Annotated in this window: 15 protein-coding genes; 11 read left to right on the top strand and 4 right to left on the bottom strand. The window is 72.8% G+C overall.

The window, feature by feature from the left end:
- Positions 1 to 47: 47 nt before the first annotated feature.
- Genes purD through LRP67_RS04815 form a run of 3 tightly spaced genes read left to right on the top strand, consistent with a single transcriptional unit; the run spans position 48 to position 2,994 of the window.
- The gene (gene purD, locus LRP67_RS04805; RefSeq protein ID WP_231269057.1) at positions 48 to 1,289 is read left to right on the top strand and encodes a phosphoribosylamine--glycine ligase; all 1,242 of its coding nucleotides are present in this window, start codon (positions 48 to 50) and stop codon (positions 1,287 to 1,289) included.
- Positions 1,286 to 2,704, top strand: coding sequence for an adenylosuccinate lyase (gene purB / locus LRP67_RS04810; RefSeq protein ID WP_231269058.1), 1,419 nt, complete (start codon positions 1,286 to 1,288; stop codon positions 2,702 to 2,704). Before purD ends, purB begins: the two co-directional genes overlap by 4 nt.
- A gap of 2 nt (positions 2,705 to 2,706) precedes the next feature.
- On the top strand, positions 2,707 to 2,994 hold the full coding sequence (locus LRP67_RS04815) for a DUF1330 domain-containing protein (protein ID WP_231269059.1): 288 nt from the start codon (positions 2,707 to 2,709) through the stop codon (positions 2,992 to 2,994).
- Between the two features lie 496 nt (positions 2,995 to 3,490).
- Here LRP67_RS04815 and LRP67_RS04820 read toward each other — a convergent pair whose 3' ends face one another.
- Positions 3,491 to 4,963: an MFS transporter gene (locus LRP67_RS04820; RefSeq protein WP_231269060.1), complete on the bottom strand. Its 1,473-nt coding sequence runs from the start codon at positions 4,961 to 4,963 to the stop codon at positions 3,491 to 3,493.
- The gene (locus LRP67_RS04825; RefSeq protein ID WP_231269061.1) at positions 4,944 to 5,558 is read right to left on the bottom strand and encodes a hypothetical protein; all 615 of its coding nucleotides are present in this window, start codon (positions 5,556 to 5,558) and stop codon (positions 4,944 to 4,946) included. Before LRP67_RS04825 ends, LRP67_RS04820 begins: the two co-directional genes overlap by 20 nt.
- A gap of 104 nt (positions 5,559 to 5,662) precedes the next feature.
- Between LRP67_RS04825 and LRP67_RS04830 the strand changes: the two genes are divergently transcribed.
- The gene (locus LRP67_RS04830; RefSeq protein ID WP_231269062.1) at positions 5,663 to 6,550 is read left to right on the top strand and encodes a hypothetical protein; all 888 of its coding nucleotides are present in this window, start codon (positions 5,663 to 5,665) and stop codon (positions 6,548 to 6,550) included.
- Here the strand turns inward: LRP67_RS04830 and LRP67_RS04835 are convergent.
- Entirely contained in the window at positions 6,493 to 7,494 is a 1,002-nt protein-coding gene (locus LRP67_RS04835; RefSeq protein ID WP_231269063.1) for a sulfotransferase, read from the bottom strand. The genes LRP67_RS04830 and LRP67_RS04835 overlap by 58 nt on opposite strands.
- Positions 7,495 to 7,539: 45 nt before the next feature.
- Between LRP67_RS04835 and LRP67_RS04840 the strand changes: the two genes are divergently transcribed.
- Genes LRP67_RS04840 through LRP67_RS04855 form a run of 4 tightly spaced genes read left to right on the top strand, consistent with a single transcriptional unit; the run spans position 7,540 to position 12,593 of the window.
- Positions 7,540 to 8,430, top strand: a complete 891-nt coding sequence (locus LRP67_RS04840) for a phosphoribosylaminoimidazolesuccinocarboxamide synthase (protein ID WP_231269064.1) — start codon at positions 7,540 to 7,542, stop codon at positions 8,428 to 8,430.
- Positions 8,430 to 8,852 carry an SRPBCC family protein gene (locus LRP67_RS04845; RefSeq protein WP_231269065.1) on the top strand — a complete coding sequence of 141 codons (423 nt, stop codon included), beginning with the start codon at positions 8,430 to 8,432 and terminating at the stop codon, positions 8,850 to 8,852. Before LRP67_RS04840 ends, LRP67_RS04845 begins: the two co-directional genes overlap by 1 nt.
- 43 nt (positions 8,853 to 8,895) lie before the next feature.
- A complete protein-coding gene (locus tag LRP67_RS04850; protein ID WP_231269066.1) occupies positions 8,896 to 10,977 on the top strand; it encodes an MMPL family transporter in 2,082 nt (693 codons plus the stop codon).
- A 38-nt stretch (positions 10,978 to 11,015) separates the two neighbouring features.
- Entirely contained in the window at positions 11,016 to 12,593 is a 1,578-nt protein-coding gene (locus LRP67_RS04855; protein WP_231269067.1) for a long-chain fatty acid--CoA ligase, read from the top strand.
- Between the two features lie 16 nt (positions 12,594 to 12,609).
- Here the strand turns inward: LRP67_RS04855 and LRP67_RS04860 are convergent, their stop codons facing one another.
- Positions 12,610 to 13,113 carry a general stress protein gene (locus LRP67_RS04860; RefSeq protein WP_231269068.1) on the bottom strand — a complete coding sequence of 168 codons (504 nt, stop codon included), beginning with the start codon at positions 13,111 to 13,113 and terminating at the stop codon, positions 12,610 to 12,612.
- 132 nt (positions 13,114 to 13,245) lie between these two features.
- On the opposite strand from LRP67_RS04860, the gene purS reads away from it, so the two are divergent.
- The 3 genes from purS to LRP67_RS04875 are packed head-to-tail and all read left to right on the top strand — an operon-like array spanning position 13,246 to position 14,626.
- Positions 13,246 to 13,506, top strand: coding sequence for a phosphoribosylformylglycinamidine synthase subunit PurS (gene purS / locus LRP67_RS04865; protein WP_231241672.1), 261 nt, complete (start codon positions 13,246 to 13,248; stop codon positions 13,504 to 13,506).
- Complete coding sequence (gene purQ, locus LRP67_RS04870; protein ID WP_231269069.1) at positions 13,503 to 14,183, top strand: phosphoribosylformylglycinamidine synthase subunit PurQ; 681 nt, start codon at positions 13,503 to 13,505, stop codon at positions 14,181 to 14,183. Before purS ends, purQ begins: the two co-directional genes overlap by 4 nt.
- Entirely contained in the window at positions 14,180 to 14,626 is a 447-nt protein-coding gene (locus tag LRP67_RS04875) for a DUF3817 domain-containing protein (protein ID WP_231269070.1), read from the top strand. Before purQ ends, LRP67_RS04875 begins: the two co-directional genes overlap by 4 nt.
- Position 14,627 lies beyond the last annotated feature (1 nt).

Genomic DNA, 14,627 nt, shown 5'->3' on the forward strand with positions numbered 1-14,627 from the left:
GTGGGACGGTGCGGCGCGGCACCCGGCGCGCACTAGGCTGGGTGCCCGTGAAGACTCTCGTGATCGGCACGGGCGGGCGCGAGCACGCGTTGGTCCGCTCGCTCGCCCAGGACCCCGGTGTCGACGAGGTGCACGCGGCGCCGGGCAACCCCGGCATGGCGGCGCTGGCCACGCTGCACGACGTCGATCCGATGGACGGCGTCCAGGTCGCGGACCTGGCCGAGCGCCTCGGCGCCGGCCTGGTGGTGGTCGGGCCGGAGGCCCCGCTGGTGGCCGGCGTCGCGGACACCGTCTGCGCCCGGGGGATCCCGGTCTTCGGCCCGTCGGCCGCGGCCGCCCACCTCGAGGGGTCCAAGGCCTTCGCCAAGGAGGTCATGGAGGCGGCCCACGTCCCCACCGCCCGCGCCCTGGTCTGCGGCGAGGACGACCAGGAGGTCGAGCGGGCGCTGGTCGAGCTCGGACCGCCGTACGTCGTCAAGGACGACGGGCTGGCCGCCGGCAAGGGCGTCGTCGTGACCGAGGACTACGCCGAGGCCGTCGCGCACGCGCGGACCTGCGGGCGGGTGGTGGTCGAGGAGTACCTCGACGGCCCCGAGGTCTCCCTCTTCGCGATCACCGACGGCACGACGGTCTACCCCCTGCAGCCGGCGCAGGACTTCAAGCGCATCGGCGACGGCGACACCGGCCCCAACACCGGCGGCATGGGTGCCTACACCCCGCTGCCGTGGGCTCCGGCCGACCTGGTCGCCGAGACCCTGGCGACCGTACTCCAGCCGACCGTCGACGAGATGCGCCGCCGCGGCACGCCGTTCGCCGGGCTCCTGTACGCCGGCCTCGCGCTCACCTCGCGCGGCCTGCGGGTGGTGGAGTTCAACGCCCGCTTCGGCGACCCCGAGACCCAGCCGCTGCTGGCGCTGCTCGACTCCCCGCTCTCGCCGCTGCTGCTCGGCGCGGCCACGGGCACGTTGGCCGAGGTCCCCTTTCCGCGGTGGAAGGCCGGCGCCGCGGTCGCGGTGGTGATGGCGAGCGCCGGCTACCCGGAGTCCTCGTCGGTCGGTGACGTCATCACCGGCCTCGACGCGGCCGAGGCGCTCGACGGCGTCCACGTCATCCAGGCCGGCACCGCCCAGCGCGGCGACGACCTCGTGACCGCGGGCGGCCGGGTGCTCGCCGTGGTCGCCACCGGCGCCTCGGCCGAGGCCGCACGCGACGCGGCCTACGCCGGGGTCGCGCACGTAGAGTTCCCAGGTGCCCAGCACCGCACCGACATCGCGGCAGGAATCAGATGAGCGTCCCTAACGTCCTGGCCACCCGCTACGCCGGCGCCGACCTCGCGGCGATCTGGTCGCCGGAGCACAAGATCGTGCTCGAGCGCCGGCTCTGGATCGCGGTGCTGCGGGCCCAGCGCGACCTCGGGATCGAGGTACCGGACGGGGTCATCGAGGCCTACCAGGACGTCGTCGACAAGGTCGACCTGGAGTCGATCGCCGCCCGCGAGCGGGTCACCCGCCACGACGTGAAGGCGCGGATCGAGGAGTTCTCGGCGCTCGCCGGTCACGAGCACATCCACAAGGGCATGACCTCGCGCGACCTCACCGAGAACGTCGAGCAGCTGCAGCTCAAGCAGTCGCTGGAGCTGCTGCGTGACCGCGCGGTCGCCGCGCTGGTGCGCCTGGCCAGGCTGGCCGCCGAGCACGAGACCACGGTCATGGCCGGCCGCTCGCACAACGTCGCCGCGCAGGCCACCACGCTCGGCAAGCGGTTCGCGAGCGTCGCCGACGAGATGCTGATCGGCGTCGAGCGGGTCGAGGACCTGCTGCGCCGCTACCCGCTGCGCGGGATCAAGGGCCCGATGGGCACCGCCCAGGACATGCTCGACCTGCTCGACGGCGACGAGACCAAGCTGGCCGCGCTCGAGGAGGGGGTCGCGCGCCACCTCGGCTTCGAGCGGGTGCTCACCTCGGTCGGCCAGGTCTACCCGCGCTCGCTGGACTTCGACGTGATCTCGGCCGTCGTGCAGCTGGTCGCCGGGCCGTCCAACCTGGCGACGACGATCCGGCTCATGGCGGGCAACGAGCTCGTCACCGAGGGCTTCAAGGAGGGCCAGGTCGGCTCCTCGGCGATGCCCCACAAGATGAACACCCGCTCGTGCGAGCGCGTCAACGGCCTCGCCGTCGTCACCCGCGGCTACCTCTCGATGGTCGGCGAGCTGGCCGGCGACCAGTGGAACGAGGGCGACGTCTCCTGCTCCGTCGTACGCCGGGTGGCGCTGCCGGACGCGTTCTTCGCCGCCGACGGGCTCTTCCAGACGTTCCTCACCGTCCTCGACGAGTTCGGCGCGTTCCCCGCGGTGATCCAGCGCGAGCTCGACCGCTACCTGCCGTTCCTCGCGACCACGAAGGTGCTCACGGCCGCCGTGCGCAACGGGGTCGGGCGCGAGACTGCGCACGAGGCGATCAAGGAGGCCGCGGTCGGCGTCGCGCTCGACATGCGGCGCGGCCAGGCCGACAACGACGTCTTCGCCCGGCTCGCCGCCGACCAGCGGCTGGGGCTCACCGCCGCGCAGCTGTCCTCCCTGGTGGCCGACCCGATCACCTTCACCGGCGCGGCCGTGGCGCAGACGCAGTCCGTCGTACGCCGGGTGGCCGAGCTCGCCGAGCGCTACCCGGCCGGCGCGGCGTACTCCCCGGGGGCGATCCTGTAAGCATGACCGCCTACTGGATCAGCCTGTACCGCGAGACCACCGACGAGGCGAAGCTCGCCGCCTACGCCAAGCTCGCCGGCCCGGCCCTGGAGGCCGCCGGCGGCGCCTTCCTCGCCCGTGGCCTGCCCGAGCAGACCTACGAGGCCGGCGAGGCCACCCGCTCGGTCCTCCTCGAGTTCCCCTCCGTCGAGGCGGCGGTCGCGGCCCACGACAGCCCGGCCTACCAGGAGGCGCTCGCGGCCCTCGACGGCGGCGCCGTCCGCGACCTGCGCATCGTCCCCGGCGTCTGACCCGCCTGAGGACCCCCCTTCCTGACGACCTCCTCAGACGAGCGGGTCGGGCGTGGCCGGGCGCCCCAAGGTGACGGCGTCCCGCACCGGGGCGGGGGCGGCGCGGTGCAGCTGGGAGTCGGGTGTGGCGCCCAGGGCGTCGTTGCCGTCGCCGCGACCAGGATGCCGCGCTCGCGCAGGGTGAAGCCGCCCGTGGCGTTGACGCGTCCGAGCAGGTCGAAGAGGCCGGACATGGCCTCGGGCTGGTGCGCCCAGACCCGGGTGAGGTTCATGACGTAGCCGACGTCGCGCGACGTCAGCGACGAGCGGCCCGCGGGGCCCGCCGCGCCGCCGCGGTGGAAGCAGGCCTGCGTGATCTTCCTGGCGTTCTTCCCGCTGAGCCTGCTGGTCAACACGCTCAGCGGCTGGCTGGTGCCCGACCTGGTCATGCCGCTGCGGGTGCTGCTCACGATCCTGGTGATGACACCGGTGATGACCTACGTCGCCATGCCTTGGATCACCCGTCGGATGGCATGGTGGCTGCACCCCGGGAGCGCCGCTCCTGACGCAGCGCCTGCACCGACATCGCCAGCGCGACGGTGAGCACGACCAGGGCGGTGGCCAGGGCCGCCTGGAGCGCGTGCTCGCTGGACGCGGTGCGCCGGGTCAGCTCGTAGACGGTCATGAGCAGCGCGGCGCCGATGGCCGAGCCGATGCGCTGCCCGGTCTGCAGCGCCCCGCCGGCGGCCCCGCCCATGCGCGGGGGTACGTCGTGGAGGGTCAGCGTGATGTTCGGTGAGATGACGGCGCCGCCGCCGAGGCCGGCGACCAGCAGGGCCGGCACGGCGACCGGCCACAGCGGGTCGGCGTACGGCGTCAGGAGCGTCAGCGCGAGGACGCCGGTCATCATCACGGCCAGCGCGACGACGGTGAGGCGGCGCCCGAGGTCCGAGACCACCCGCCCGGCCAGCGGCGCGGCGATCGCTGAGCCCACGGCGAACGGCAGCAGCAGGAGCCCGGTGGCGAGCGGGGTGTAGCCGAGGTCGCCCTGGAGGTGGATCGAGAGCACGAGCAGCACGCCGGTGAAGCCGGTGAAGTACAGGGCGCCGACGGCGAGGCCGTTGACGTAGCCGGGCAGCTGCTTGAGCAGTGCCAGGTCCAGCAGGGGGGCCTGGCCGCGTCGGGCGAGCCGCCGCTCCCAGGTGACGAAGACCCAGGCGAACACCGGGACGCCCACCAGCAGCACCAGCGGCAGCCGCTCGCCACCCTCGAGCCGGACCACGGGATAGAGCAGGCACAGCACGGTGAGGCCGAGCAGCAGCGCGCCGGGTACGTCGATCCGGTTGGCGGGGTCGCGCCGGGCGCCCGGGGGGCGCTTCGGCACGAGCAGCGCGACCGCAGCGATCGCGACCAGGCCGATCGGGATGTTGATGAGGAACAGCCAGCGCCAGCCGTCCTCCTCGCCGACCGCGGCGATGATCAGGCCGCCGAGGACGGGGCCCACCGCCGTGGCGCTGGAGACGGTGAAGCCGAACATCCCGAACGCGCGGGCGCGCTCCCGCCCGCGGAAGAGCTGTTGGATGATCCCGGAGTTCTGCGGGGTGAGCAGTCCGGCGGTCGCGCCCTGCGCCAGGCGGGCCAGCACCACGAGCGTGGCGTCGGCCGCCAGCCCGACCGCCGCGCTGGAGACGATGAAGCCGGCCAGGCCGACCAACATCATGCGGCGCCGGCCGAAGGCGTCGCCGAGGCGTCCGCCCGCCACGAGCGTCAGCCCGAACGTGAGCGCGTAGCCGGACACGACCCACTGGATCATGCCGGGCGAGGTGTCCAGCCCCTCCTGCATGGAGGGCACCGCGACGTTGACGATCGACACGTCGAGCAGCGACATGAAGCCGACGACGAGCGTGACCCCGAGAATGCGCCAGCGTCGCGGGTCGGCGACGTACCCCTGCTCCGCAGCAGGGCCCGGCTCAGGCGCGGGCGTCGCCACCCCAGTTGGCCAGCTTGGTCGCGACGGTGTGCAGGTCTGCCCGCCAGACATCCTCGGGTCCCGCGGGGATGATGTCGTCCCACTCCAGTGCGGTCGAGCCGCTCACGCCGGTCAGCCGGGCGGTGCGGGCGAAGAACCACAGGTGGAAGTGGGAGCCGCCGTCGCCCCAGCGGTTGACGTGCACGCGACCGATCTCGGGGAGGTTCTCGATGATCCGCACGAGCCGGTTGGTGATCCGGCCGAGCTCGGAGGCCCGGTCGTCGTCCATGCCGCCGGCGTCGAGGTGCTCGCGCGTGTGCAGCATGAGCACCAGCGGCAGGCCGGTCGGCGCTCCAGGATGGGTCAGCAGCCAGTGCTCGTCCTCCCAGACGACCGTGGCCGGGTCGAGCGCGCAGGAGCCGCACGGCTTGTCGGGGCTCTCGCCGAAGCGGGCGGGCTCGTCGGCCGGCGGGGCCAGCACCTTCGGTGCCAGGACGCCGTCCACGACCTCCCACGGGAAGATGTCCCAGCCGGTCGACGCGGGCAGCTGCAGGCGGCCTTCGGGGCCGGCGGCGGCGACGACTCGGGCGTAGACCTCTTCGGCGGACTCCGGCATGGTCCAACTCTGCCACCCCGCCCGGTCGCCGCGTGACCCACCCCGGCGGCGCGCGGCGCGGCCGCCACCGATAGTCGATCGACTCGCTCGACTATGCTGGGTGCATGACCACCGACATCCTCGTGCCCCTGCCGTCGTACGACGACGTCGAGGTCGTGGTCCCAGCGCCCGATGCCGGACCCGGCAACTGGGCCGGCGCCGCGAGCGCGGTGCTCGTCGACGGCGTGTTCTGGCTGACCTGGCGGGTACGCCGCCCGCTCACCGACGGCCGTGGCGTCACCGTCGTCGTCGCCCGCTCCGAGGACGGCGTGTGCTTCGAGACCGTGACGCAGGTGCACCGCGACGCCTTCGGCGCGGAGTCGTTCGAGCGCCCGGTCCTGGTGCCGGTGCCCGGACTGGGCTGGCGGCTCTACCTGTCGTGCGCGACGCCCGGGTCCAAGCACTGGTGGGTCGACAGCCTGACGGCGCCGACCGTCGAGGACCTGCCGTCCGGGCGCCGCCAGGTCGTGCTGGCCGGCGACGCGCACACGGGAGTCAAGGATCCGGTCGTCACCGCGGTCGACGACGGCTGGGAGATGTGGCTGTGCTGCCACCCCCTGGACGAGCCCGGCCAGGAGGACCGGATGACCACCCGGCGGCTCACCAGTCCCGACGGTTTGACCTGGATCGACCGCGGCGAGGTCCTCGCCGGCCGCCCGGGGGAGTGGGACGCGCGCGGAGCCCGGGTCGCCGCGGTGCTGCCGGGCAGCCCCCTGACCGTGCTGTACGACGGCCGGGCCGACGCCGCGGCCAACTGGCATGAGACCACCGGGGTGGCCCGCTGGGACGGCACCCGCCTCGTCCCGGACGACCGGCCTCCCATCGCCTCGCCGCACTCCGACGGAGCCTTCCGCTACGCCGCCGCCGTCGCGCTGCCGGACGGGCGGACCCGCTTCTACGTCGAGTCGGCGCGACCCGACGGGGCGCACGACCTGGTGACCTGCGTCCGCTGACTGAAGGAGCCGCGGCTGGCGGTGGACAGCCAGTCGTCGAAGCGTTCGCCGGTGACCTCCGAGAGCTGGGCGATGTCCTCGGCGAAGTGGGGGATCAGGCGCTCGCGCGCCTCGGGCGCGAGCAGCGGCCGGTGGGGAGCGGCCGACCCCGTCAGCTGGGAGATGATCGGCGCGCTCGCGCGGCGCCACACCGTCGGCGGCGCGAACTGGCCGAGCGCGGCGCCGGCACGCACGACCGGCCCGAGCACCCGAGGGCGCCAGCCGGGCTGAACGAAGGGGTGGGAGTTGTCCCGAGGGATGGAGCCGACCAGGCCCGGGGTGATGCCCAGGAACCGGCAGGTCCGGTCGACCGCCGCGGCGGGCTCGTCGACGATGGTGCGGTAGCGCAGCACGAGCACCCGCCCGGGGTCGACGTAGCGGTGCAGGTGCGCGAGCTGGGCGCCGTAGCGGCCCAGGTCGCGGTAGCGCCAGAACGGTGCCCAGCCGTCGGCGACCCGGCGGTCCTGCAGGGCGAACGCCTGCTCGAAGTCGGCCAGGGGCTCGAGGCCGTCGGACCACAGGTGCATCCAGTTGCTGTAGGCGCGGTCGATCGGGTCGCGCACGACGGCGATCAGCTTGACGTCGGGCAGGCTCTCGGCGATCCGGCGGTGTGCGCCGCGGTGCCACAGGTAGAACGGTGTGCTCTCGCCCTGGACGACGCCCTCGCTCGGCGCCGCGAACAGGCGCTCGTAGTCCTCGCGGCGCCAGAGCCACTCCTGCACGGAGTGCGCGTCGCCGGGCCCGCGGTAGGCCGGCGGGGGCGCGTCGTCGCAGAGCCAGTACTTCGGCTCCTTGGGCCGCGACATCCGCACCTCGGGATGCTGGGTCAGCGCGGCGTGCAGTGCGGTGGTGCCGGCCTTGGGGGCGCCGATCACGATGAAGTCGGGTCCGACCACGCTGGTCATTAAGCAACTATGTCACGCGACAAAGACCGCGACTAGGCTGACGGCGTGGCCGATCTGAACATCCCCGAGGCGCCGCCGATCCCCGGCGCCACCGCGCTCCACTCGGGGAAGGTGCGCGACCTGTACGTGCTCGACTCCGGGCCGTACGCCGGCGAGCTGCTCATGGTGGCCAGCGACCGGCTGTCGATCTTCGACTACGTCCTCGACACCACGATCCCCGACAAGGGCGAGATCCTCACCCGGCTGTCGCTGTGGTGGTTCGCCGCGCTCGGGGTGCCGCACCACGTGCTGTCGACCGACGTGCCCGACGCCGTGCGGGGACGTGCGGTCGTGTGCCGGCGACTCGACATGTACCCGGTCGAGTGCGTCGCGCGCGGCTACCTCACCGGCTCGGGCCTGCTGGACTACCGCGCCACGGGCGAGGTGTGCGGCCTGGCCCTGCCGCCCGGGCTGGAGGACGGCAGCAGGCTGCCCGAGCCGATCTTCACCCCGGCGACCAAGGCGGCGCTCGGCGAGCACGACGAGAACGTCTCCTACGAGCAGGTCGCCGGCGTCGTCGGCGCGGACACCGCGGCGGCCCTGCGCGAGCGCACCCTGGACGTCTACGCCCGTGCCGAGGCCGTCGCCCGTGAGCGGGGGATCATCCTGGCCGACACCAAGCTGGAGTTCGGCGCCGGTGCCGAGGGGGCCCTGGTGCTCGCGGACGAGGTCCTGACCCCCGACTCCTCGCGCTTCTGGCCGGCCGCCGAGTGGCGCCCCGGTCGCGCGCAGCCGTCCTACGACAAGCAGATCGTGCGCAACTGGGCGCTGTCGCCCGAGTCCGGCTGGGACAAGGCGTCCGGTGTCGCGCCGCCGCCGCTGCCGCCCGAGGTCGTCGAGCGCACCCGCAGCCGCTACGTCGAGGCCTACGAGCTGCTGACCGGCGAACGGTTCTGATGGCGGTCCACCTCCCGGTCCCCGCCGAGGTCGCGTTCGCCTACCTCGTCGACCCGGCCCACCGGGCGCAGTGGCAGTCCAGCCTGGCCCGGGTCGAGGAGGTGAGCGGCCCGGTGGCGGTGGGTCAGCGCTGGGTGGACGTGACGGCCGCGGGCCTGCGCCCCCGGATGGAGACCGTCGCGCTGGACCGCCCGCACCGCTGGACCGAGCGCGGCACCTGGCGCTCGTGGTCGGCCGAGCTGACGCTCGAGTTCGCGCCCGCGCCCGGCGGCTGCGTGGTCGAGCCGACGATGCGACTGGCCGCCCGCGGGCCGGCCGCGCTTGGCGTGCGGCCCCTCGGCCGCCTGGCGCGGCACGCCGTACGGGCGGATCTGCGCCGCGCCGGCCGGATCCTGCGCAACCTCTCGGCGGATATTGCATAAGTTTCAGGTTGGTGCCGCTCGCGCGCCGCCCTAGGGTTCGGGCGTGGATGCAGACCGAGCGCGGACGACGACCACCCGCTGGCGACCCCTCGTCGGGCGCTGGGCGAGCCGCATCGTGGTCCTGGTGGCCCTCATCTTCTCCGCGGTGGCCCTCGGCTCCGGCATCACCGGGGACGAGAGCTCCAACTCCGTGGCCAACCTGCCGGCCGACGCCGAGTCGGCCCGGGCCAGCGAGCTGCAGGAGTCGCTCGGCACGTCGAAGTTCACCCCCGTCTTCGCCGTGTTCGACCGCGGTGGGGAGAAGCTGAGCGAGGAGGACCGCCGGTTCGTCGGCGAGAAGGTGCGCGAGCTCCAGGACCTCGCCGCCGAGGGGCAGAAGGCGTTCCCGGTCTTCGCCGAGGACGGCGCGGCCGCGTTCGTCGGGGTGCCGCTGGCCACCGACCCGTCCGGGGACTCCTACGAGGAGCCGGTCGCCGACATCCGCGAGCTGGCCGCGGCCGACCTGCCCGACGGGCTCGAGGCGCAGGCGACCGGCGGGCCTGCCTTCTCCGTGGATCTCTCCAAGGTCTTCGACGGCGCCGACGTGCGCCTGCTGGTCACGACCGCCGGCGTCGTGGCACTGCTCCTGCTGCTGACCTACCGCAGCCCGTGGCTGTGGCTGGTGCCACTGACGGTGGTGGCCGTCGCCGACCAGGTCGCTGCCACCGCCGTCGACGTCGCGAGCCGGATCTTCCCGTTCACCGTCGACGGGCAGTCGACCGGCATCACCTCGGTGCTCGTGTTCGGCGCCGGCACCAACTACGCGCTGCTGCTGATCGCGCGCTACCGCGAGGAGCTGCGCCGCGAGGAGAGCCGGTACGACGCCATGCGGGTGGCCTGGCGCCAGGCGGCGCCCGCCATCCTGGCCAGCTCGGGCACGGTGGTGCTCGCGCTGCTGTGCCTGGGCTTCGCCGACAGCCCGAGCAGCCGCAACATCGGCTACGGCGGCGCGATCGGGATCCTCGTGGCGGTGGTCTACGCGCTCCTCGTGCTGCCGGCGGCCATGACCCTGTTCGGCCGGCGGCTGTTCTGGCCGTTCGTGCCGAAGGTCGGCCAGGCCGACCCCACCGCGACCGGCTTCTGGTCGAAGGTGGCCGCGGTCGTCACCGGCCGACCGGTGCTGGTGTCCGTCGCGGGGGTGGCGGTCCTCGCGGTCCTGGCGATCCCGCTCACCGGCGTCGCGGCCGGGCTGTCCCAGACCGAGCAGTTCCGCGCCACCCCACAGTCCGTCACGGGACAGGAGGTGCTGGCCGAGCACTTCGCCGCCGGAGCCTCCCAGCCCACGTCGCTGCTCACCCCGACCGCGGCCGCCGACGACGTGCGCCGAGCGGTCGCCGAGGTCGACGGGGTCGACCGGGTGGAACCGGCCGGCTCGGCCGACGGCACGACGGTCCTGACCGCCGTACTCGGCGCGGAGCCGGCCTCCGAGGCGGCGCTCGAGACCGTCGAGTCGATCCGCGAGGCCGCGCAGGGCGTGGAGCCGAAGGTGCTCGTGGGCGGGGCGGACGCGGAGTCGCTGGACTCCGAGACCGCCACCGCCCGGGACCAGATGCTGATCATCCCGATGATCCTCGCCGTCGTGCTGCTCGTACTGCTGGTCCTGCTGCGCTCGGTCGTGGCCGCGGTGCTGCTGGTGCTCACCGTGGTCGCGACCTTCGCGGCCAGCCTCGGGGCGAGCTGGTGGGCGTTCCAGCACTGGTTCGACTTCCCGGCGCTCGACTACAGCGTGCCGCTGCTCAGCTTCCTGTTCCTGGTCGCTCTGGGCGTCGACTACAACATCTTCCTGACGACACGGGCCAAGGAGGAGGCCAGGCGCCACGACACCAAGACGGCGATCTCGGTGGCGCTTGCCGTGACCGGCGGGGTCATCACCAGCGCCGGCATCCTGCTCGCGGCGGTCTTCACCGTGCTCGGCGTGCTGCCGCTGATCGTCCTCACCCAGGTGGGCGTCATCGTCGGCTTCGGCGTCCTGCTCGACACGCTGCTCGTGCGTAGCGTGCTGGTGCCGGCGCTGGTGTCGCTGCTGGGGCGGCGCTTCTGGTGGCCCGGAGCCCTCTCCCGCGAGCCGGTCAGGGCCGATCAGTAGGTTGGCCCTCATCACGACGAGCTGACGAGGAGGACCGCGTGTCCGACACGACGTACAACCTGGCCAGCCTGCTGGAGGACGGTGCCGCGCGGTTCCCCGAGCGCGACGCGGTCGTCCTCGGCGACACCCGCCTGACCTACGCGCAGGTCGACGGCGCTGCCAACCAGGTCGCGAACCTGCTGGTCTCGCGTGGCATCCAGCCGGGGGACAAGGTCGCGCTGAGCTGCGCCAACCTGCCGCACTTCACGATCATCTACTTCGGGATCCTCAAGGCCGGCGCCACGGTCGTACCGCTCAACGTGCTGCTCAAGGGCCGCGAGGTGGCCTACCACCTGGGCGACGCGGAGGCGAAGGCGTACTTCTGCTTCGAAGGCACCGCCGACCTGCCGATCGGCCAGGAGGGCTTCGACGGGTTCGGCCGGGCCGACGGCTGCGAGCACTTCTTCCTGGTCACCGTCGACCCCGCCGCCGACTCCCCGATCGAGGGCGCGCAAACCTTCGGGCAGGCGCTGGCCGGGCAGCCGGCGAGCTTCGACACCGTGGCCACCGACGAGGACGACACCGCGGTGATCCTCTACACCTCCGGCACGACGGGGCAGCCCAAGGGCGCCGAGCTGCGCCACCGCAACATGCGCGACAACGCCCTCGCCGGCGAGGCGCTGTTCGGCGCCGACGCGCAGCGCCCCGACACCTACCTCTGCGTCCTGCCGCTCTTCCACTCCTTCGGCCAGACGGTGATCCAGAACGGCGCCTTCGCCTACGGCGGCACGGTGGTGATGCTGCCGCGCTTCGAGGCCGGACCGGCGTTGATGACCATGCTCGCCGAGAAGGTCACCTTCTTCGCCGGGGTGCCGACGATGTACTGGGGTCTGCTCGGCGCCCTCGACGGCTCCGTCGACGTCGAGGAGATCCGTCGCAACCTGCGCGTCGCCGCGTGCGGCGGCTCGGCCCTGCCGGTCGAGGTGCACAAGGAGTTCGAGGAGCGCTTCGGCGTGACGATCCTCGAGGGCTACGGGCTGTCCGAGACCTCACCGGTCGCCAGCTTCTCGCCGTACGGCGAGCCGGTGCGGGTCGGCTCGATCGGCCGGCCGATCCCGGGCGTGGAGATGACCCTGCTGAAGCCCGAGAGCTGGGAGGAGATCGAGGGCGGCGAGGACCCCGAGCACGCGATCGGCGAGATCGCGATCAAGGGCCACAACGTCATGAAGGGCTACTACAACCGCCCCGAGGCCACCGCCGAGGCCATCCACGACGGCTGGTTCCGCTCGGGCGACCTGGGCCGACGCGACGCCGACGGCTGGTACTACATCGTCGACCGCTCCAAGGACATGATCATCCGCGGCGGCTACAACGTGTACCCGCGCGAGGTCGAGGAGGTCCTGATGACGCACCCCGACGTCTCGCTCGCCGCCGTCATCGGCGTGCCCCACGAGAGCCACGGCGAGGAGATCAAGGCGGTCGTCATCCGCAACGCCGGCTCCACCCTCACCGAGGACGAGCTCATCGCGTGGTGCAAGGACCAGATGGCCGGCTACAAGTACCCGCGCCAGGTCCAGTTCGTCGACGCCCTGCCGATGACCGCCACCGGGAAGATCCTCAAGCGCGAGCTGGCCTGACCGCTCAGGCGAACGGTCAGGCGAACGGGTCGGGGGTAGCGCCCGGCAGGCGCGCCAGCAGCTCGCGCGCCTGCGCGGCCACCTTGTGCTCGACGAGCACCTCGTAGCGGGTCGCCACCACCTGGGTGACCGAGGAGAAGTCACGCTGGCCGCGGGTGAGCGCATAGCTCACCAGGGCGAAGATCAGGCCGAACAGCGCCCCGAAGAGCATCGTCGAAATGATCGTGACCAGCGCGCCCTCCTCGGTGAAGATCGCGAAGATAAGTCCGATGAACAGCCCGAACCACACCCCCGAGAGTGCCCCGCCCAGGGCGACGCGACCCGTCGTCAGGCGGCCGGTGATCCGCTCGATGCGCTTGAGGTCGGTCCCGACGATCATGCACTGCTGGACCGGGAACTTCTGGTCGGCCAAATAGTCCACGGCCTTCTGTGCGGACTGGTAGTCGTCGTAGATCGCCAGCGACTGTGGGAAGGCCAGCTTCAGCGGCGACGCGGGGGTGGCTCCGGAGGGCAGGCTCATGTCCCCAGTGTGCCCCGACCGCGATGGGAGGCGCGAGCACCGAGGCCCACCCACTGTGGGAGCACTGGGGCGGGCTGAGGAGGACCTCCTAGAATGGAGGCACCGCCACCCGCCTTGAAGCAGGAGTCCGCTGTGCCCCGAGTCGTCGTCGACGTCATGCCCAAGCCCGAGATCCTCGACCCGCAGGGCAAGGCGGTGCTCGGGGCGCTGCCCCGGCTCGGCTTCTCCGGCGTGAGCGACGTACGCCAGGGCAAGCGCTTCGAGCTCGAGGTCGCCGGCGAGGTCACGGAGGCGGTGCTGGCCGACGTGCACCGGATGGCCGAGACGCTGCTGTCCAACCCGGTCATCGAGTACTTCACCGTCCACGTCGACGACACGGTCGTGCCCGCATGAGGGTCGGGGTCGTCACCTTCCCGGGCTCGCTGGACGACGTCGACGCCCAGCGCGCGGTGCGCATCGGCGGCCACGAGGCACTCGCGCTGTGGCACGGCGACCACGACCTGCGCGGCGTCGACGCGCTGGTCCTTCCCGGCGGGTTCTCCTACGGCGACTACCTGCGGTGCGGTGCGATCTCGCGCTTCTCCCCGGTGATGACCGAGGTCGTCGCCGCAGCCGAGCGCGGGATGCCGGTCCTCGGCATCTGCAACGGCTTCCAGGTGCTCTGCGAGTCGCACCTTCTCCCGGGGGCGCTGATCCGCAACGACCACCGCAAGTTCGTGTGCCGCGACCAGCGGCTTCGCATCGAGAACAACCGCACGCCCTGGACGGCCGCCTATGCGGAGGGGGCTGAGGTGACGATCGTCCTCAAGAACGGCGAGGGCGGCTTCGTGGCCGACGAGCCCACGCTGGACCGGCTGGAGGGGGAGGGCCAGGTGGTGGCCCGCTACCTCGACGGCAACCCCAACGGCTCCCTGCGTGACATCGCCGGCATCAGCAACGTCCGCGGCAACGTCGTCGGCCTGATGCCGCACCCCGAGCACGCGGTCGAGGCCCTGACCGGCGCCGGCACCGACGGCCTCGGGTTCTTCACCTCGCTGACCGCCGATCTGATCGAGGAGGTCTTCGCATGAGTCCGACCCGCCTGTTCCGCACCGTCGCCACCGCCGAGGCCGTCACCTGGGCCGGGCTGCTGGTGGGCATGTTCCTCAAGTACGTCACCAACACCACCGAGCTCGGGGTCAGGGTATTCGGCATGCTGCACGGCACGGTGTTCATCGCCTACCTGCTCACGACGCTGCTCGTCGCCGTCGACCGCCGCTGGACGCTCGGCCGTACGGCGCTCGGCCTCGCCTCCGCGGTGCCGCCGTTCCTGACGCTGTGGTTCGAGCGCCACGTCGAGTCCCGCGGCGGGCTGGCGCCGACCTGGCGACTGCTCAAGGAGGAGCCGACCCGCGGCCCGGAGCGACCGGTGGCCTGGCTGCTGCGCAACCCGCTGCGCGGCGCGGCGACCGGCCTGGTCGCGGTCGTCGCCCTCACCGGCGTCGCGCTGCTGGTCGGCCCGCCCGTCGGCTGAC

This window comes from Nocardioides sp. cx-169 (assembly GCF_021083605.1).
Taxonomy (GTDB): Bacteria; Actinomycetota; Actinomycetes; order Propionibacteriales; family Nocardioidaceae; genus Nocardioides.

Coding starts and splice junctions, on each gene's coding strand:
- LRP67_RS04860 (WP_231269068.1), bottom strand. CDS start 13,113: ATGAGCCTGCCCTCCGGAGCCACCCCCGCGTCGCCGCTGAAGCTGGCC.
- purQ (WP_231269069.1), top strand. CDS start 13,503: ATGAGGGTCGGGGTCGTCACCTTCCCGGGCTCGCTGGACGACGTCGAC.
- LRP67_RS04845 (WP_231269065.1), top strand. CDS start 8,430: ATGGCGGTCCACCTCCCGGTCCCCGCCGAGGTCGCGTTCGCCTACCTC.
- LRP67_RS04875 (WP_231269070.1), top strand. CDS start 14,180: ATGAGTCCGACCCGCCTGTTCCGCACCGTCGCCACCGCCGAGGCCGTC.
- LRP67_RS04830 (WP_231269062.1), top strand. CDS start 5,663: ATGACCACCGACATCCTCGTGCCCCTGCCGTCGTACGACGACGTCGAG.
- LRP67_RS04815 (WP_231269059.1), top strand. CDS start 2,707: ATGACCGCCTACTGGATCAGCCTGTACCGCGAGACCACCGACGAGGCG.
- LRP67_RS04835 (WP_231269063.1), bottom strand. CDS start 7,494: ATGACCAGCGTGGTCGGACCCGACTTCATCGTGATCGGCGCCCCCAAG.
- purB (WP_231269058.1), top strand. CDS start 1,286: ATGAGCGTCCCTAACGTCCTGGCCACCCGCTACGCCGGCGCCGACCTC.
- LRP67_RS04825 (WP_231269061.1), bottom strand. CDS start 5,558: ATGCCGGAGTCCGCCGAAGAGGTCTACGCCCGAGTCGTCGCCGCCGCC.